Annotated in this window: 14 protein-coding genes; 12 read left to right on the plus strand and 2 right to left on the minus strand. The window is 75.3% G+C overall.

Translation table 11 applies throughout. The annotated features are described in order from the left end of the window. Position 1: 1 nt before the first annotated feature. From KBY47_RS02660 to KBY47_RS02685, 6 genes are all read left to right on the plus strand, one after another. Complete coding sequence (locus KBY47_RS02660; protein ID WP_374103050.1) at positions 2-1,438, plus strand: sulfate adenylyltransferase subunit 1; 1,437 nt, start codon at positions 2-4, stop codon at positions 1,436-1,438. Then, entirely contained in the window at positions 1,425-2,576 is a 1,152-nt protein-coding gene (locus KBY47_RS02665) for an ABC transporter substrate-binding protein (RefSeq protein ID WP_210919220.1), read from the plus strand. Before KBY47_RS02660 ends, KBY47_RS02665 begins: the two co-directional genes overlap by 14 nt. Positions 2,577-2,623: 47 nt before the next feature. Then, a complete protein-coding gene (locus tag KBY47_RS02670; protein WP_210919221.1) occupies positions 2,624-3,412 on the plus strand; it encodes an ABC transporter ATP-binding protein in 789 nt (262 codons plus the stop codon). After that, the gene (locus KBY47_RS02675) at positions 3,399-4,301 is read left to right on the plus strand and encodes an ABC transporter permease (protein WP_210919222.1); all 903 of its coding nucleotides are present in this window, start codon (positions 3,399-3,401) and stop codon (positions 4,299-4,301) included. The genes KBY47_RS02670 and KBY47_RS02675 overlap by 14 nt, the downstream gene beginning before the upstream one ends. Positions 4,302-4,407: 106 nt before the next feature. Next, on the plus strand, positions 4,408-5,703 hold the full coding sequence (locus KBY47_RS02680; RefSeq protein WP_210919223.1) for a CdaR family transcriptional regulator: 1,296 nt from the start codon (positions 4,408-4,410) through the stop codon (positions 5,701-5,703). A gap of 188 nt (positions 5,704-5,891) precedes the next feature. Further along, a complete protein-coding gene (locus tag KBY47_RS02685; RefSeq protein WP_210919224.1) occupies positions 5,892-7,031 on the plus strand; it encodes an MBL fold metallo-hydrolase in 1,140 nt (379 codons plus the stop codon). Between the two features lie 313 nt (positions 7,032-7,344). Here the strand turns inward: KBY47_RS02685 and KBY47_RS02690 are convergent, their stop codons facing one another. Together KBY47_RS02690 and KBY47_RS02695 are read right to left on the minus strand one after the other, a co-directional pair. After that, positions 7,345-8,625 (minus strand): helix-turn-helix domain-containing protein, encoded by a 1,281-nt coding sequence (locus tag KBY47_RS02690; RefSeq protein WP_308405014.1) that lies wholly within the window; start codon positions 8,623-8,625, stop codon positions 7,345-7,347. Positions 8,626-8,628: 3 nt separating this feature from the next. Then, positions 8,629-8,781 (minus strand): hypothetical protein, encoded by a 153-nt coding sequence (locus KBY47_RS02695; RefSeq protein ID WP_210919225.1) that lies wholly within the window; start codon positions 8,779-8,781, stop codon positions 8,629-8,631. Positions 8,782-9,097: 316 nt separating this feature from the next. Between KBY47_RS02695 and KBY47_RS02700 the strand changes: the two genes are divergently transcribed. Genes KBY47_RS02700 through KBY47_RS02725 form a run of 6 tightly spaced genes read left to right on the plus strand, consistent with a single transcriptional unit; the run spans position 9,098 to position 18,423 of the window. Continuing rightward, positions 9,098-10,246 carry a glycosyltransferase family 4 protein gene (locus tag KBY47_RS02700; RefSeq protein WP_210919226.1) on the plus strand — a complete coding sequence of 383 codons (1,149 nt, stop codon included), beginning with the start codon at positions 9,098-9,100 and terminating at the stop codon, positions 10,244-10,246. Beyond that, a complete protein-coding gene (locus tag KBY47_RS02705; RefSeq protein WP_210919227.1) occupies positions 10,243-11,040 on the plus strand; it encodes a class I SAM-dependent methyltransferase in 798 nt (265 codons plus the stop codon). Before KBY47_RS02700 ends, KBY47_RS02705 begins: the two co-directional genes overlap by 4 nt. Beyond that, positions 11,037-15,458 carry an alpha-(1->3)-arabinofuranosyltransferase family protein gene (locus KBY47_RS02710; RefSeq protein WP_210919228.1) on the plus strand — a complete coding sequence of 1,474 codons (4,422 nt, stop codon included), beginning with the start codon at positions 11,037-11,039 and terminating at the stop codon, positions 15,456-15,458. The genes KBY47_RS02705 and KBY47_RS02710 overlap by 4 nt, the downstream gene beginning before the upstream one ends. Beyond that, a complete protein-coding gene (locus KBY47_RS02715; RefSeq protein ID WP_210919229.1) occupies positions 15,455-16,762 on the plus strand; it encodes a condensation protein in 1,308 nt (435 codons plus the stop codon). The genes KBY47_RS02710 and KBY47_RS02715 overlap by 4 nt, the downstream gene beginning before the upstream one ends. After that, a complete protein-coding gene (locus tag KBY47_RS02720) occupies positions 16,762-17,499 on the plus strand; it encodes a class I SAM-dependent methyltransferase (protein WP_210919230.1) in 738 nt (245 codons plus the stop codon). The genes KBY47_RS02715 and KBY47_RS02720 overlap by 1 nt, the downstream gene beginning before the upstream one ends. 15 nt (positions 17,500-17,514) lie before the next feature. Continuing rightward, positions 17,515-18,423: a hypothetical protein gene (locus KBY47_RS02725; RefSeq protein WP_210919414.1), complete on the plus strand. Its 909-nt coding sequence runs from the start codon at positions 17,515-17,517 to the stop codon at positions 18,421-18,423. The last annotated feature ends 9 nt before the right edge of the window (positions 18,424-18,432 follow it).

Raw genomic sequence — 18,432 nt, forward strand, 5'->3', positions numbered from 1 at the left:
GATGACCGCGGACGTCTCGGCCTACGGCCATCCCTACGGCCATCCCCCGCACGTCACCGCCGCGCTGATGATGCGCGGCATCTTCCAGGAGGCCAGGGCCCGGCTCACCGCCGGGGCCGCGGCCACCGTCGTACCGGAGGGACACCCGAACGCCATGCCCCAGCTCACCGAGGAACCCGGGGCGCCCGGAGCGCCCGCCGCGGCGACCGAACCCGACCTGCTCCGCTGGGCCACCGCTGGCTCCGTCGACGACGGCAAGTCCACCCTCGTGGGACGGCTGCTGCACGACTCCAAGTCGGTCCTCGCCGACCAGCTGGAGGCGGTGTCGCGGGCGTCGTCCGGCGAGGGGCCCGACCTCGCGCTGCTCACCGACGGACTGCGCGCCGAACGCGAGCAGGGCATCACCATCGACGTGGCCTACCGCTACTTCGCCACCCCGCGCAGGCGGTTCATCCTCGCCGACACGCCCGGCCATGTGCAGTACACCCGCAACATGGTCACCGGCGCCTCCACCGCCACCCTCACGGTGATCCTCGTGGACGCCCGCAAGGGCGTGGTGGAACAGACCCGGCGGCACGCGGCGGTGGCGGCGCTGCTGCGGGTGCCGCACGTCGTCCTCGCCGTCAACAAGATGGACCTCGCCGGGTACGAGGAGGCCGTCTTCGCCTCGATCGCCGCGGAGTTCACCCGCTTCGCGACCGGGCTCGGCGTCCCCGACGTCACCGCGATCCCGATCTCCGCGCTCGCCGGGGACAACGTCGTCGAACCGTCGACGCGGATGGACTGGTACCGCGGCCCGACCGTGCTGGAGCACCTGGAGAACGTGCCGGTCGCGGAGGAGGGAGGCGAGGGGGACACGGAGGCGCCCGCCCGCTTCCCCGTCCAGTACGTCATCCGTACCGGGGAGGTGCGCCGCTACGCCGGTCAGCTGGCGTCCGGGGCGCTGCGCGTCGGCGACCGGGTCACCGTGCTGCCCTCGGGCCGCTCCACCACCGTCACCGGCATCGACGTCCTCGGCACGGAGACCGGGGCGGCCCGCGCCCCGCAGTCGGCGGCGCTGCGGCTCGCCGACGACCTCGACGTCTCCCGGGGCGACCTGGTGGTGCCGGCGCGGGCGCTGCCCACGGTGTCCCGGGACATCGACGCCGCCGTCTGCCACCTCCACGAACGGCCGCTGCGGCCCGGCGACCACGTACTGCTGAAGCACACCACGCGCACCGTGCGCGCGGTGGTCCGCCGGATCGCGGGCACCGGCCGCCTCGCCCTCAACGAGATCGGCCAGGTCCAGCTGCGCACCGCCGAGCCGGTGGCGTTCGACGCCTACGCCGCCAGCCGCCGCACCGGCTCCTTCGTCCTCATCGACCCCGGCGACGGCGCCACCCTCGCCGCCGGGATGACCGGTGAGACGGCCCCGGAGTTACCCGATGCGAACGGCTGACGGCGCCCGGTGGCCCGTCCGTGCCCCGCTCGTGCTGCTGCTCGCGATGTGGCTGGCGGTCGCCGGGTGCGGGTACGGGTCGCGGGCGCCGGACGTGGCGGCCGTACCGGAGTACGCCGGCAGCGGGCCGCCGCTGTCGGCCGAGTCGGTCAGCATCGGCTACTTCGCCAACGTCACGCACGCCACCGCGCTGGCCGGGGTGCGGGAGGGCTTCTTCACCGAGGAACTGGGCGGGACCCGGCTGCGCACCCAGGTGTTCAACGGGGGCCCGGCGGCCCTGGAGGCGCTGAACGCCGGGGCCGTCGACATCGCCTGGATGGGGCCTTCCCCGGCCGTCAACGGCTATCTGCGGTCCGGTGGCCGGGCCCTGCGGATCGTCTCGGGCGCCGCCTCCGGCGGGGTCGCCCTGGTCGTCGACCCGGACGCGGGGGCCGGGGACACCGACGTGCGGGGCCTGCGGATCGCCACACCGGAGGCGGGCAACACGCAGGACGTGGCCCTGCTGCACTGGATCAGGCAGCAGGGCTGGGAGGTGGACCCGCGCACCGGGCGCGGTGACGTGACGGTCGTACGGCAGTCCGTGAAGGAGATCCCGACCAGTTTCCGGCGCGGCGCGATCGACGGGGCCTGGGTGCCGGAGCCGGTGGCGGCGCTGCTGGTCGCCGAAGGGGGCCGGGTGGTCGTCGACGAGGCGGACCTGTGGGAGGGCGGCGCGTACGTCACGGCGCTCGTCGTGGTCTCGCCGTCCTTCCTCGCCGACCACCCCGACGTCGTGGAGGCCGTACTGCGCGGCTCGGCGCGCACCAACACCTGGCTGGCCGAGCACCCCCGGGAGGGCCGGGCGAGCGTGAACCGCGCCATCGACGCGCTGACCGGCAGACCGATCGACGAGGACGTCCTGGCCGCGGCCTGGGCGCGGGTCCGGCTGGGCGACGACCCCCTCGCCGCCACGCTGGCCGAGCAGGCGGACCGGGCACAGGACCTGGACCTGCTGGGCCCCGAGGGCCGTTCCAAGGGCCCCTCGGCCGAGGATCTGCGCGGCGTCTTCGACCTGCGCGCGCTGAACCGGGTGCGCGCGGGCCTGGGCGAGCCACCCGTGTCCGACGCCGGGCTCGGCGTCGCGGTGGACGGCGACTGACGACCCGTACTACTCACTCAGCCTCACTCAGCAAGGGAATCGATCTCATGTCAGAAACGGTGGTGCGGTCCGGTGCGCCGGTCCGCCCCCTCGCCCCGGCCGACGCGGACCTGCCCGCCGTACGCCTCACCCATGTCTCCAAGTGGTTCGAGAACGGCGGCAGGCGGCAGACGGTCCTGGACGACATCGGACTGACCGTGCGGCGCGGCGAGTTCGTGTGTGTGCTCGGCGCCTCCGGCTGCGGCAAGTCCACCCTCCTCAACCTGGTCGCGGGCCTCGACGCGCCGTCCACGGGCGCCATCGAGGTGCCCGGCGGGCGGCGGCCCGCGCTGATGTTCCAGGACCACGCCCTGTTCCCCTGGCTGACCGCCGGACGGAACGTCGAACTCGCCCTGCGGCTGCGCGGCGTCCCGCGCCGGGAGCGCCCCGAGCGGGCCCGGCACCTGCTGGAGCTGGTCCGCCTCAAGGACGCCCACGGCAAACGCGTCCACGAGCTGTCCGGGGGCATGCGGCAGCGGGTCGCGCTGGCCCGCGCGCTCGCCCAGGACGGTGACGTGCTGCTGATGGACGAACCGTTCGCGGCGCTGGACGCGATCACCCGGGACGTGCTGCACGAGGAGCTGACCCGGATCTGGTCCGAGAAGGACCTGTCCGTCGTCTTCGTCACCCACAACGTCCGCGAGGCCGTGCGGCTCGGGCAGCGGGTGCTGCTGCTGTCCTCGCGGCCCGGCCGGGTGGCCCGCGAGTGGAGCGCGGCCGACGCCCCGGAGGCCGCCCTGACCGGCGTGGTCACCGACGCACTGAGGGAGGAGATACGACGCCATGGGCGCCGGTGAGACGGTGGCGCCGCGCACCGGGGACCGGGAGACGGCGGCCGTCGAGGCGGGCCTCGACGCCCTCGACAGCGCCCCCGCCGGGAGCGGCCGGGTGCCCCTCGGGCGGCTGCTGCGGGAACGGGTGCTGCCCCCGCTGGCCGCCGCCGTCGTCGTACTCCTGCTGTGGCAGGCGGTGTACGAGGCGGAGGTGAAGCCCGACTACCTGCTGCCGTCGCCCGCCGATGTGTGGGGGGCGCTGAGCGACCAGTGGTACGAGGGGACGCTGTTGTCCACGGTGTGGACCAGCATGGAGCGCGGTGCGCTCGGTTTCGCCGTCGCCGTGGTGCTGGGCACCGCGCTGGGGCTGCTGCTCGGCGCGGTGCGACCGCTCCGGTTCGCGGTCGGGCCGGTGCTGTCCGGGCTCCAGTCGCTGCCGTCGGTGGCGTGGGTGCCCGCGGCGGTGGTGTGGTTCGGGCTCACCGACGCCACCATCTACGCGGTCATCCTGCTGGGCGCCGTGCCGTCCATCGCCAACGGGCTGCTGTCCGGCGTCGACCAGGTGCCGCCGCTGTACCTGCGCGCCGGGCGGGTGCTCGGCGCGAGGGGGCCGGCCCGGGTGCGGCACGTGCTGCTGCCCGCCGCGCTGCCCGGCTATCTCGCCGGGCTGAAACAGGGCTGGGCGTTCGCCTGGCGGTCCCTGATGGCCGCCGAACTCATCGCCAGCTCACCCGAACTGGGCCTCGGACTCGGCCAGTTGCTGGAGAACGCCCGCTCCTACCAGGACATGGCGCTGGTGCTCGCCACCATCGCGGAGATCCTCACCGTCGGCATCGCCGTCGACCTGCTGCTGTTCGCCCCGCTGGAGCGGCGGGTGCTGCGCACCCGGGGCCTCGCGGGGGCCCGCCCCTGACACCACCGCCCACACCCCCGAACGAGCGTCCCGGGAGCGGCCTCCCCCGTCCGCGCCCGGGACGCTCCCCTGCTGATCTCCACCCGGTCTCTGCTGTACTGACGGGATGAGCATGACGGCCTCCTCCGCACCGTCGTGGCTGCTGCGGCTGCGCCCGTCCGGGCCGCCGCCCGAACCGGCGTGCGCCCCGGAGACGGTGGCCGCGGCACAGGAGCGGCTGGGGGCCGGGCCGGTCGGCTGGGCGGTGGAGGTGGCACGGGAGATGGCCGCGCACATCGTGCGGCAGGTCCCCGAACACGGCGGTCCCGGCGCGTACGTGCCGTTCCAGCGGGCCGTGGAGGCAACCGTGCTGATCGCGCTGCGCGGGCTGCTCACCGAGCCGGAACCCGCCGCCGCGCTGGTCGCGCCGGAGGCCGTCGCCAGCAACTCCCAGCTGGCCCGGCAGAACGTGCCCCTGGACCGGGTGCTGCGCGGGGTACGGCTCGGGCACGCCTGGCTGCACGGCCGTCTGCTGGAGGCACTCGGCGAGGAACCGGAGGACGTCCGCGCGCTGGAGACCCACCGGGTCAGCGAGCTGCTGTTCGTCTACGCCGACGTCCAGGCCAGCAGGCTCGCCGAGGAGTACGTCGCCGAACGCGAACGGTGGCGGCGCGGCACCGAGGCCGCCCGGCGCCGCGTCGTCACCGACCTGCTCGCCGGGCGGGCGGTCGGCGGGTCGGTCGCCGCCCGTACCCTCGGCTACGACCTGGCCCGCCACCACGCGGCGTTCGTCATCACCTCCCCCTCACCCGACCCGTCCGACGACTCCGGTGACGCGCTGCGGCAGCTGGCCGCCGACCTGTCCCGCGCGGCGGGCGCGGAGAACCTCCTCACCGTCACCGCGGGCAGCGGCGAACTGTGGGCCTGGGCCTGCTGGCCCGCCGCCCCGCCCCGGCACGCCCTCGCCCAGCTGCCGCGCCGGGTCCGCGAGCGCCGCCCGCTGCGCGCCGCGCTCGGCCCCGTCGGCTACGGCGCCGAGGGCTTCCGGCGCAGCCACCGCGGCGCCCGGGAGGCGGAACGCGTCGCCCGCCTCGGCCGCACCGGCTGGCTGTGCGACTACGCCGAGGTGAGCACGGCCGCCCTCCTCACCGCCGACCCCGAACACGCCCGCTGGTTCGCCGCGCGGGTCCTCGGCCCTCTCGCCGCGGACGACCCGCGTACCCGGGAACTGCGGGAGACCCTGCGCGTCTACCTCGCCGAGGGCCGCAGCCCCCAGAACGCCGCCGAACACCTGTTCATCGCCCGCAACACGGTCACCTACCGCGTCCGCCGGGCCATCGACCTCCTGGGAAGCCCCCTCGGCCCGGACTGTCTGGAGGTCCGGCTGGCGTTGGAGATCGCGCGGCTGCTGGGGGCCACCTGAGGTGAAGGGGGTTCGACATGGCCGAAACCCCCTCCCCCGGAAACGGGCTCCCCGCGCCAAGAAGTGGCGGGGATTTGGGCGGTCGGCCCAAAGCCCGGGTCGGCCCGGAGACGTTGACTGCTGAGGAGGGCGCCCCCCGACGCCCGGCACCCGCAGCCCCGTACACCTCTCCCCTCCCTGGAATCGCCATGCCCGCATCCGTGCCCCCCGCCCCCGCGGTCAGCCGCCGCACCCTGCTGCGCACCACCGCCGCCGCCTCCGGTCTCACCGCCGCGGCGACGGTGCTGCCACGTCCGGCGCCCGCGGCGGCGACCACCCCGGCCGCCACCTCCGGTTCCGGCACCGAACTGGTCCTGCTCGGCACCAGCGGCGGGCCCGTGCCCATGCACGGGCGGGCCGGCATCGCCTCCGCCCTCGTCGTGGACGGCCGCGCCTATCTCGTCGACTGCGGGCCCGGCTCGTTCGGCCGGTTCGCTGAGGCGTGGCTGACGCCGGACCAGCTGGAGGCCGTGTTCCTCACCCACCTGCACTCCGACCACCTCTCCGACCTGTGGCCGCTGCTGTGGCTGCGCTTCGGCGGTTTCCAGTCACTGACGGGCCCGGTCCACCTGTACGGGCCCGGCTCGGCGGGCGCCCTGCCGGACATCTGGCCCGCGGGCCGTCCGGTGCCGACGGTCTGTCCCGAGGAGCCCGCGCCCGGACTGTCCGACCTGGTCGCCGGGCACCTCGCCGCCACCGCCTACGACATCAACGTACGGATGCGCAGCGAGGGCTGGCCCGACATCCGCGAGCTGGTGCTGCCGCACGACATCCGGCTGCCGGGACGGGGACGGGCGAGCGCGGAGGGGCCGGTGGCGCCGCCGACGAAGCCGTTCGAGGTGATGCGGGACGAGCGGGTGCGGGTGACGGCGACGCTGGTGGAGCATCCGCCGGTGTTCCCGTCGTTCGCGTTCCGCTTCGACACCGCCGACGGCGCGGTGGTGTTCAGCGGGGACACCGCGCCGTGCCGCAACGTGGAGCGGCTGGCGCGCGGCGCGGACGTGCTGGTGCACGAGGTGATGGACCTGCCGACGCTCGCGATGGCGGGGCTGCGGCCCGCGCAGCTGCGGCACATGGAGATCAGCCACACCGACGCCGTCCGCGTCGGCCGGATCGCCGAGCGCGCCGACTGCCCCACCCTGGTCCTGAGCCACCTGGTGCCCGGCGCCACCAACATCGTCTCGGACGACACCTGGCGGGCCAAGGCGTCCCGCGGCTACTCGGGCCGGGTGGTGGTCGGCACGGACCTCCTACGGCTGCCGATCGGCGCCCGCACCGGCACGGGGTGAACGCCGTGGCGGGGCGCGGACGGCACCGGGCAGAGCGCGGACCGCACCGGGCAGAGCGCGAACCGCACGGGGCAGGGCGCGGACCGCACCGGGCGCAGGCACGGCGCAGCCCGGCGCCACACCCACCCCGGCCAGGGCCGCACGCCGTGACAGAGTGCCGTTGCCACCGCCCCCGCGAGGGCCGCACGCCGTGGCGGAGTGCCGTTGCCGCCGCCCGAACGCCGGGCGAGCGCTCAGCGCCGTCACGAGGTGCCGACGGGCCCGCCCGGTGACACCGCCGTACGCCGGGGCGAGCGCCGCGTGCCGCGCGCCGTCACTCCCGGCGGGCCCTGCCCCGGCCTCCCGCCCGCCAGGGCTGCGCCGTGGTCGTGCCCAGGTCGCCGCGGAGGCGGCGGGCGCGCAGGACCAGTTCGAGTTCGAAGCGGCGGTCGGGGTCGTCGATCTCGGCGCCCCACAGCTCGCGGATCTGGCGGAGCCGGTAGCGCACGGTCTGCGGGTGGACGCCGAGGCGGGCCGCCACCTCCGGCGCCCCGCCCCTGGTCTCCAGCCACGCCAGCAGCGTCTCCGCGAGCCGCCGCCCGTGGGTGGGCCCGCAGTGCGCGAGCGGGGCGAGGCAGCGGGCGGCGAGGTCGTCGAGGAGTTCCTCGGGCTGGAGGAGGACGAGGGCCTCGGTGTGCTCCGTGCAGAACACCACCTCACCGGCGGGCAGCAGCCCCCGTTCCATCAGCCGTACGGCCGCCTCCGCCCAGCGCAGCGACTTCGCGGCGTCGGCGAGCGCGACGGGCGGGCCGATGGCGCCCGCCCAGCCGCTCAGCGCGCGCTGGAGGAGTTCCTGCCGCCCGGCCGCGTCCGGCTCGGGCACCACCATGCGGGGCTGCTCGTACTCCAGGTCGAGCAGCACCCCCTGCCCGACGGCGGGCGCGAGCGCCTCCCGCGCGGGGCGCAGCAGCACCCCGACGGCGACCTTGTCGGGCAGCGGCCAGCCGATCCGCGCGGCCCGTTCGACGAGGGCCTCGGCGGGGTCACCGTGGTGCCGGTCGGCGAGCAGGAGTTCCAGCAGGCGGCGCTGGAGGCGCAGCCGTTCCCCGGCCTGCCGGGCGGCGGCCTCGGCGTAGCCGCGCACGGACTGGTCGACGAGGCCGTCGAGGTACTCGTAGCCCGCGTCGACGAGTTCGTACATCGCGGGCGGCGGGATGTCGACGCGCTGGCCGATGTCGGCGAACCGGCGCCAGGCCAGCCGTACCCCCATCCGGTAGATCGCCTGGAGGGAGTCGAGGCTGCGCCCGTTGTAGCCCTCGCCGCGGCCGAAGTCCTGGAAGACGCCCGGCGGCACGGTCGGGCCGCGGCCCGTGTGGTCGCTGTCGGCGAGGTGCTGGACGAAGACCTCGATGGCGCGGCGGATGCCGACCAGGGCCATCGGCTCGCCGTTCTCGTCGAGGACGACCGGCAGGTGGGGGTACTCGGTGCGGATCTCGTGCAGGATCTCCTCGGCGAGCGCGGGCGCCTCGGCCATGGCGATCGCCGCGAACCGGTGCACCTTCGGCGGCGGCACCTCGTGCCAGGCGGACCGGGTGATCACGGTGCGGGCCGGCACGGCTCAGCCCCCCTCGCCCGCTTGCTCATAGGTGATGAGTGGGGTGTTCGGCTGCTCGGGGGTGGCTTCGAGCAGGGCGACGACGCCGAGCGCGGCGCCCACGGCGAGGGTGGCCGCGACCACGACGGTGGTGACGGCGGCGATCAGTCTGGACATCGCAGGGTCAGCCTCTCTGCTCCGGAGAATGTCCCACCCCGGGTGCCCCGCCCCTGCCTGTCGGCCCAGTGTCAAGGCGGGCCGCGAAGCAGTCAAGGGCGCCGACCGGGTGCCCCACGCCCACGATGTGACGTGACGTCAGTTACAACAAGCCCCGAAATTGTCACCCCGGTGAGTAGCCGTGACGAACGCCTGGGCCAAAACTGTCGAACCCACCCCCGGTCACAGACCGTCCACAGCCAGTCCACAGCTACCCCCGTCCCCCACCCACATGGTCACCCCGAGTCACCGCACCCTGAGACGAGTTGGAGCGCACATGCCCCAGCACGTACCCCCCTCGCCGCACGCCGCGCTCTCCCGGCCGCAGCTCCCACCGGCGCTCCCCCCACCTCCGCGCCGGATCGTCTTCCTCGCCCACCGGGACCTGGGCAACCCCGCCGCCGGTGGTTCCGAGCTGCTCGTCGACCGCCTCGCCGACGGCCTGACCCGCCTCGGCCACCAGGTCACCCTGCTGTGCGGCGGGCCCGCGTCCTTCCGCGACTACCGCGTGGTGTCGGCGGGCGGCGCCTACGGCCACTACCTGCGCGCCCGTTCCGCCTTCGCCCGTCAGGTCGGCGACTGCGACCTGCTGGTGGAGGTCTGCAACGGCATGCCGTACCTGTCGCCGCTGTGGCACCGCGGCCCCACCCTGTGCCTGGTCAACCACGTGCACACCGACCTGTGGAAGATGCGCTTCGGCGGGCCGCTCGCCCCGGCCGCCCGGATCGGCCGAAGACTCGAGCACTGGGCGCTGACGGGCGCGCAGCAGCGGAGCCTGCTGGTCGCCGTCTCCCCGTCGACGGCGCACGCGCTGCGCGCGATCGGGGTGGAGCGGGACCGCATCCGGATCGTCCCCAACGGTGTCGCGGACCCCGGCCCGCGCGCCGACCGCTCCCCCGAGCCGCTGTTCGTCGCGGTCGGCAGACTCGTCGAGTACAAGCGCGTCGACCTGCTGCTGCGGCTGTGGGAACGGGTGCGGCCGGTCACCGGCGGACGGCTGCTGATCGTCGGCGACGGGCCCGAGCGGGAGCGCCTGGAGCGGCTCGCGGGGCCCGGTGTGGAGTTCACCGGCCATGTCTCCGAGGCGGAGAAGCACCGGCTGCTGTGCGCGGCGTGGCTGCTGGTGCACCCGTCGGCGGTGGAGGGGTGGGGGCTGGTCGTCACGGAGGCGGCGGCGCGGGGGACACCGACGGTCGCGTTCGACGTGCCCGGGCTGCGGGACTCCGTCGTGGACGGGGAGACGGGGGTGCTGGCGTCCGGTGAGTCGTCGTACGCGGCGGCGTGGTGTGCGGTGGCCCTCGACGGGCGGCGCAGGGAGTTGATGGGGAAGGCGGCGGGTGAGCTTGCCGCGCGGTACCGCTGGTCGCGGACGGTGCGGGCGTTTCGCTTTGTGGCGGCGGAGGCGGTGCGGGGTTGGGGGGCATGAGCCGGGTGCGGGTGGGGTGTAGCTGGTCGCGCCCACGTGGCGGAGCCGCAAATGTCACAGCCCCGCGCCCCTTGGCGGCGTCCGTGCGCGGGTCTCTCGATCTGTTCCGGGCGTTCTTGCGGGAGCAGGACGAGCCGGATGCCTGTTACTCGCTGCTCGCCCGGCATTCCGTCGACCAAGTCGAGGAGTACGGGGGGCCCGTCGCCGGGCTTACCGTCGTCGATGTCGGTGGGGGGAGTGGGTACTTCACCGAGGAGTTCCGGCGGCGGGGGGCCCACGCCTATCTGTTCGAGCCCGATGTGCGGGAGATCGGGGGGAAACCCCCGAACGGGACCGTCGTCGCGGACGGGTATCTGCTGCCGCTCGGCGACGGGGTCGCCGATGTCACGTTCTCCTCCAATGTGTTGGAGCACGTGGCCGACCCGCAGACGTTCCTCAGTGAGCTGGCGCGGGTGACCCGGCCCGGTGGGCTGGTCTTCGTGTCGTTCACCAACTGGCTGTCCCCGTGGGGCGGCCACGAGTGGGCGCCCTGGCACTACCTGGGCGCCGAACGGGCCCGCGCCCGCTACCGGCGCCGTACCGGGCGGGCGCCCAAGCACACCCTCGGCGAGAACCTGTTCGCCGTGCACATCGGCCCCACCCTGCGGCAGGTGCGCGCCCGCGACGACGTGACGGTGGTCGCCGCGCGCTCCCGCTACTGGCCCTTCCTCGCCGGGACGATCGTGCGGATTCCCGGCGTCCGTGAGCTGGCCACCTGGAACCTCCTCCTCGTCCTCCGGCGGTGTCCCCGATGACCACCACGGTCCAGGCCCCTCCTCCCGCGGCCGTCCCCACCCCCGCGCCCGCGCCCGGCCCGCCCTCGAAACCGCGGTCGCGGGGCTGGCTGCTGGGGTTCTGGGCCGTGGTGTTCACCCTGTTCCTGGCGGTGAGCCCGGGGCGGCAGACCTTCGACACCAAGCTCGGTGTCACCGTCGACCCGGACCGGTTCTTCGCCGACCTGGGCCAGCTGTGGCACGACCGGAGCGGCTTCGGCGGCATCCAGGACCAGTACGTCGGCTATCTGTGGCCGATGCTGCCGTTCCACTGGGTGTGCCGGACCGTGGACGTGCCGGTGTGGCTGGCGGAGCGGCTGTGGATGTCACTGGTCGTCACCACCGCGTTCTGGGGTGCGCTGCGGCTCGCCGAGCGGCTGCGCGTCGGCAGCGGTGCCTCCCGGCTGCTCGCCGCCGTCGCGTACGCGCTGTGGCCGGTGTTCACCACCGTCATCGGCTCCACCTCGGCCGCCGCGCTGCCCGGCGCGGTGCTGCCGTGGGTGCTGCTGCCGCTGGCCGACGAACGGTACGGCGCGCGGGTGGCCGCGCTGCGGTCGGCGCTGCTGGTGCCGTTCATGGGCGGCGTCAACGCGGCCTCCACGCTGGCGTCGCTGCTGCCCGTCGGACTGTATCTGCTGACCCGGCCGCCGGGACCCCGGCAGCGCAGACTGATCGCCTGGTGGGTGCCGGCGGTGCTGGTGGCGACGGCGTGGTGGTGGATACCGCTGCTGCTGCTCGGCGCGTACGGGGAGAACTTCCTGCCGTACATCGAGAGTTCCACGACGACCACGGCGAGCATGTCGGCGACGGAGGCGCTGCGCGGCGCCGGGAACTGGGTGGCGTACCTGCACTTCGGGGAGGCCTGGCTGCCCGCGGGGTGGACGGTGGCCTCGTCGGCGGTGGTGATCGTCTGCTCGGCGCTGGCGGCGGGCCTCGGGCTCGCCGGGCTGGCGCGGCGGGACCTGCCGGAGCGGCGCTGGCTGGTGCTGACGGTGCTGGTGGCGGTGGTGGTGCTGCTCGCCGGGTACGGGGGCGGGTTCGGGGCGCCGTTCCACGGGACCGTGCGGGACTGGCTGGACGGGTGGCTGGCGCCGTTCCGGAACATCTACAAGTTCCAGACGGGTCTCGCGCTGGCGCTGGTGCTGGGCCTGGCCCACGTGGTGGGCGTGGCGGTGCGGGAGCGGGGGGCGCGCAGGGTGCCGGGGCGGCGGTTCGCGCCGCTGGCGGCGGCGGTGCTGGTGCTGCCGGGGCTGGTGTGGCCGTACCTCAACGGGTCGATCCTCAACCCGGGGTCCTTCCAGGACATCCCCCGGTACTGGCACGCCACGGCCGACTGGCTGGACCGGTACTCCCCCGACTCCCGTGCCCTGGTGGTGCCCGCGACCGCGCACGGCATCTACACCTGGGGCTCTCCCATCGACCAGCCCCTGGACGTCACCGGCGAGTCCCGCTGGGCGCAGCGCGACTACGTGCCGTTCGGCACGGCGGGGAACCGGCGGGCGATGGACGCGGTGGAGCAGGCGCTGCTGACCGGGGGCCGGGTGCCGGGGCTGGCCGACTACCTGAGCCGGGCGGGGGTCTTCTACGTCGTCGTCCGCAACGACCTCGACCCCGACCAGATCGGGTACGTGCCGACGGCGACCGTGAAGCGGACGCTGGAGCAGTCCGGGTACGAGCGGGTGACCGGTCTCGGCCCGCTGATGACCGGCGGGCGGATCGCCGACGGCACCCCGCTCCAGGTCGAGGGCCTGTACCCGAGGCAGCGGGCGGTGGAGATCTACCGTCCGGCCGACGCGGAGGTGCCCCGGCCCGGTCAGGCGGGCCTCGCCCAGGTCGCCGCGACGGCGGTCGTGTCGGGCGGTCCCGAGGCGCTGCTGCCGCTCGCCGACGGGCTGCGGGGGCGGCCGACCGTGCTGACCGGCGACCACCACCCCGGGCTCGGGACGCCCGAGGTGCGGGTGCTGGGCGACGGGCTGCGCCGCGCGGACACCCGGTTCGGGCTGATCAACGCGGGCACCTCGTACCCGTACACCCGCGACGAACGCAACGCGCCCGGCGCCTACCAGGACGCGGGGGACGGGCCGCACCAGATCCTCCCGGTGACGGGCCTGGAGCACCAGACGGTGGCCGAGCTGCGCGGGGCGCGCGCGGTGACCGCGTCGTCGTACGGGCACTGGCTGTTCCACCTGCCGCAGTACGACCCGGTGAACGCCTTCGACGGCGATCCGGACACCGTGTGGACGGAGGGCTCGCCGGGCGCGGCGGACGGGCAGTGGCTGCGGATCGCCTTCGACGGCGACTACGCCATGCCGTCGTCGTTCCGGGTGACGCCGCTGCCGCAGGACGGTGTGCGGGCGGCGCCCACCCGGGTGCGGGTGGAGACGGAGAACGGCAGCGCCACCAGCTTCCTCCAGCCGGACGGCACGACCCAGCGGGTGACGGCACCCGCCGGGGCCACCGGCTGGATGAGGCTGACGATCGTCGACTCCGTGGAGCGCCGGTCCGGGCTGCTGGGCGCGGGCTTCACCGAGATCGCGCTGCCGGACGTGCGGGTGACGCGGATGCTGCGGCTGCCGACCGACGCGCGGGGCGAGGACGCGGCGAGCGAGATCGTCTCGCTGCACCGGCCCGCCGACCCCACCGGCATGTCCCCGACCGGCACGGAGGCGGGCCTGCACCGCCGCTTCGGCACGGACGGCGACGGCGACTACCGGCTGGCGGCGAGCGCCGTGCCGGTGCCCGGCGAGGCGCTGGACCGGCTGCTGTACGAGGTCGCGCCCGAGCAGCGGGGCCGGATCACGGCCACCGCCGACTCCACGGCCCCGCTCGGCACCGGACTCGCGGCCCGCAACCTCACCGACGGTGATCTGACTACCGCGTGGATCGCGGGCGACCGGCCCACGATCCATCTGCGCTGGCCGGACCGGCAGCCGGTGGACGAGCTGGTGCTGGCGGGCGCGGGCGGGCTCTCGGCGCGTCCCGCGCAGGTGCGGATCAGTTCGCCGGACGGCGCGGCGACCGCCGCCGTCGACGAGAACGGCTGGGCCCGCTTCGAGCCCATCACCACCGACCGCCTCGACATCACCGTCACCGAGACGGCCCCGCTGACCCTGCACAACCCGGTCGTCGACGAGGAACTCCAACTGCCCGTCGGCCTCACGGAGATCCACCTCCCGTCACTGCCCGACGAGTACCGCACCCCACCGCCGCGCGGCTCCCGCGACTTCACCCTGCCGTGCGGGCGGGGGCCGGTGCTCGCCGTCGACGACGAGCTGTACGAGACGGGGGTGCGGGGCAAGGTACGGGACCTGGTGGAGCGGCGGCCGGTGGAGGTACGGCTGTGCCAGGGGGGCCGCGTGGACCGGGAGCTGTCCCTGGACTCCGGCTCGCACCGGGTCGAGGCGGGCGACGCGGGCCCGCTCACGGTCACGGACGTCACCCTGACCCGTGGCACGGTCACCGAACCGCCGGCCGACGGCCGTGAACTGACGGTACGGGACTGGCTGGGCGACCGCCGCGAGCTGACGGTCGGCGCGGGAGCGGCGTCGTACCTGACGACGTACGAGAACCACAACGACGGCTGGCGGGCCACCCTCGACGGCCGCGAGCTGACACCGGTCCGCCTCGACGGCTGGCAGCAGGGCTGGCTGGTCCCCGCCGGGGAGGGCGGCACGGTCCGGCTCACCTATGAGCCCGCGACGACCTACGAGGCCGGGCTGATCGGCAGCGGCGCCGGGATCGCGGTGCTGCTCGCCCTGGTGGTGTGGCGTCGCCGCGCCCCCAACCCCGACCCGCCGCAGCCGGTGCCGCCGCCGCCCGGGATCTGGCTGGGCACCGTGGCGCTGACGCTGGTCGCGGTGGTCGTCGCGGGCTGGTTCGCGCTGCTGGTGCCGGTGCTGGCGGTGGTCGCCCACAGGCGGCACGCGCTGCTGGTGCCCCTCGCCTTCCTCGCCCTCGCGGCGGCGGGCATCGCGGCGGCCACCGGTGCCGGGGAGCCGGTGGCGGCCGGGGGCGGGGCGTTCGGGCGGGCGGCCCAGCTGCTGGCGCTGGTGGGGCTGTTCGCGGGGCTGGTGAGCGTACGGGAGCGGGACGACGGCGGTGGGTCCGGGCGTACGGCGGTGTTGCCGGTGGGCGGTTCCGGACCGGGCGCGGCTGCGGCGGGCGCGTCCGCGCCGGGCGCGTCCGAGGCGGGTGCACCCAAGGCGAGTGCACCCAAGGCGAGTGCACCCGAGGGGCCCACCCGGCCGCTGCCGCCCGTGCCCGCGTCCACGTCCACGGCCCGTGGGCCCGACCCGGACCCGCCCACCGTGCGGACCCGGCCGCCGTTCCGGGGCCGTGGGCCGGGCGAGGACGCCGGGGAAAAGGGCGAGGACATCGGGGAAAGGGGCAAGGACGCATGACGGCGGTGCAGCGCCCGGCGCGGGACGGTGCGGGCGGGCCGGCCCGGATTCCGTTCCCGGTCGTGGACGAGGTGTCCCGGCACTGTCTCCAGGAGGCGGAGCCGGAGACCGTGCACATCGAGGTCCATCTGCCCGGACCGCTCGAACCCGGCCGGCTGCGCGCGGCGTTCACCGAGGCGCTGCGCCGTCATCCCCGGATCCTGGTGCGGGAGGCGCCCCGGCCCTGGTACGGCCGCCGCTACGAGTGGGAGCTGACGGACGGCCCGGATGTGCCGGTGGTGCGTTTCGTGGAGCCGGGCCCCACCGCCCTGCGGGACGCGCGCACCCGGGCACTGACCCAGGCGCCCCCGCTGACGCAGTCCCCGCCGGTACGGCTGGAGGTGGTCCCGGGGGCGGGGAGCGTGCTGGTCCTCACCCTCAACCACACCGCGCTGGACGGCCCGGCCTGCCTGCGGGTGCTGGCGACGGCCGCCGAACTGTACGGCGGCCACGACAACGCCCCCGCCACCGCCCCCGTACGCCCGCCGGCGGACGCGGACCGGCCCGTGCCGCCCGCCGAGGCCCCCTCCCACTGGCTGCCGCCCGCCCGCGTGGCCCCCGGAGCCCCGGAACGGTCACCCGGCAACGGCATGCTGGTCGCCGAACTCCCCCTCCCGCACCGCCCCAAGGGCTCCCCCTACACCGTGAACGACCAGCTGATGGTCGCCACCGCCCGCACCGTCGCCCACTGGAACCGGGAACACGGCGCCCGCCCCCGACCCCCGCGCATCACCATGCCGGTCGACGACCGCCCCCGGGACACCAGCATGCCGATCGGCAACGGCACCCGGCTCGTCGAAGTCACCTACCAGACAGCCGAGTTGGAGCTGCCGACGCCCGAGCTGCTGCGGCTCACCGCGGCCCGCACCCGCGCCCTCAAGGCGCGCCCCCGCCCCCAACTCGGCCACGGCGCCGCCCTGCTGACCGCGCCCGTGGTGCCCGTGGCCTGGCGGGCGGCCCTCACCCGGGGGCTGCGCCGGGCGGCGGCACCCTGGACGTCGACGACACTGCTCAGCAACATCGGCCGCATCCCGTACCCGCTGGACTTCGGCGGGGACGCGGGCCGCGCGCACGCCGTGTGGTTCTCGGCGCCCGCCCGGATGCCACGCGGTCTCACCGTCACCACCGCGTCCACGGCGGGCCGCCTCCACCTCGCGCTGCGCTGGTCCCGGAGCCTGCTCGGCCACGGCGACGGCGCCCACCTCCGGGACCTCTTCGAACACCACCTCCACGCGACGGAGGCGGACACCAGGGAGGCACCGTGATGACCACCACCGCACCACCCCGGAACGGTCTGCGCGACTTCTACGAGAACCCCGCCGTGCCCGTCGCCTCCGGCACCCCCCGCAGTCTGCGCCAGGCCCGGCAGCTCGCCGCCGCGCTCGGACCGGCCACCGCCGACGGCCCCCGCACCGTCCTCGACCTCGGCTGCGGCGACGGCACCGCCGCGGCCACCGCCGCCCCGCTGCTCGCCGGGCACCGGCTGGTCGGCGTGGACTGGTCGCAGGACGCGCTGACCCGCGCGCACACCCGGCTGCCGTACGCGGTGCGCGGTGAACTGGGCGGCGGCGGGCTGCCGTTCGCCCCGGAGTCGGTGGACGCGGTGCTGTTCAGTGAGGTCATCGAGCACCTGACCGACCCGGACGCCGCCCTCGACGAGATCCGCCGCGTCCTGCGTCCGGGCGGCCACCTCATGCTCTCCACCCCGAACCTGGCCGCCTGGTACAACCGCGCCCTGCTGCTGGCCGGGGTGCAGCCCGTCTTCTCGGAGGTCAGCCTGCGCGCGATCCACGGCCGTCCGGGCCGCGAGGTCGTCGGCCACCTGCGCCTCTACACCGCCCGTGCGCTCAGGGAGTTCGTGTCGGCGGCGGGCTTCGAGGTCGTACGACTGACCGGGGCCCCCTTCCACGGCGTACCGCGCCCGCTGCGCCCCCTGGACCGGCTGGTCTGCGCCCGGGCCCCGCTCGCGTCGATCCTGCTCCTGCACGCCCGCCGGACGTGAACCATGTGGTGGGGAGTGGCCGCGGCCCTGATGGCGAACGTCCTGTACAGCAGCGGATTCGTCCTGGAGAAGCGGGCGCTCGCCGCGCTGCCCGAGGTGACGGTCCGCGAGCCGGTCAGGCTGCTGCGGCTGGTGGTCGGCAGCCCGCTGTGGCTGGCCGGTTCGCTCGCCCTGGCGTCCGGGTTCGCCGCCCAGCTCGTCGTCTACCGCACCCTGCCGATCGCCGCCGCCCAGGGCATCTTCGTCTCCGGCCTGGTGCTGCTGGTGCTGCTGTCCGCCCGGCTGCTCGGCGAGCGCACCAGCGGCCGTGAACGGTACGCGCTGGCCGCGATCCTCGCCGCGCTGCTGATGGTGGTGCTGTCGCTGGACGAGTCCGCCGACACCGTCAGCCAGGCCGCGCCCTACCAGCTGATCCTGCTGCTGTGCGTGCCGTCCCTCGCGGGCGGCGTGTGGCTGTACCACGCCGCCGAACGCCGTGCCGCGCGCCGCCACCGGCTGCCCACGACCGGCATCGAGTACGGGGTGGCGGTGGGCCTGCTCTACGGGGTCAGCTCCCTCGCCATCAAGGGCGTCTCGGGGTACTGGACGGCCGCCGACCCGGGCGGTGCCCTGCTCGGCGTGGCCCGCTCCCCGTACCCCTATCTGCTGCTCTTCACCGGCGCGTTCGGCCTGGTCATGTCGCAGGCGGCGCTGCAACGCTGCCGGGCCTCACTGATCGTGCCGGTGTGCACGACGGTGACCTGCCTCTACACCGCCGTACTCGGCACGCTCTCGTTCGGCGAGGCGCTGCCCGGCGACCCGCTGCGGCTGGCGCTGCGGGTGGCGGGCACGGCGCTCGCCGTCGCCGTACTGCTCGGTATGCCCAGACACGACACCGCGCCCGCCCCGCGAACGGTCGCGCAACCCAAGGAGCTGACCCCATGACCCACCCGT

Origin of the sequence: Streptomyces sp. B93 (assembly GCF_018070565.1) — a bacterium.
In the GTDB taxonomy this organism is placed as follows: domain Bacteria; phylum Actinomycetota; class Actinomycetes; order Streptomycetales; family Streptomycetaceae; genus Streptomyces.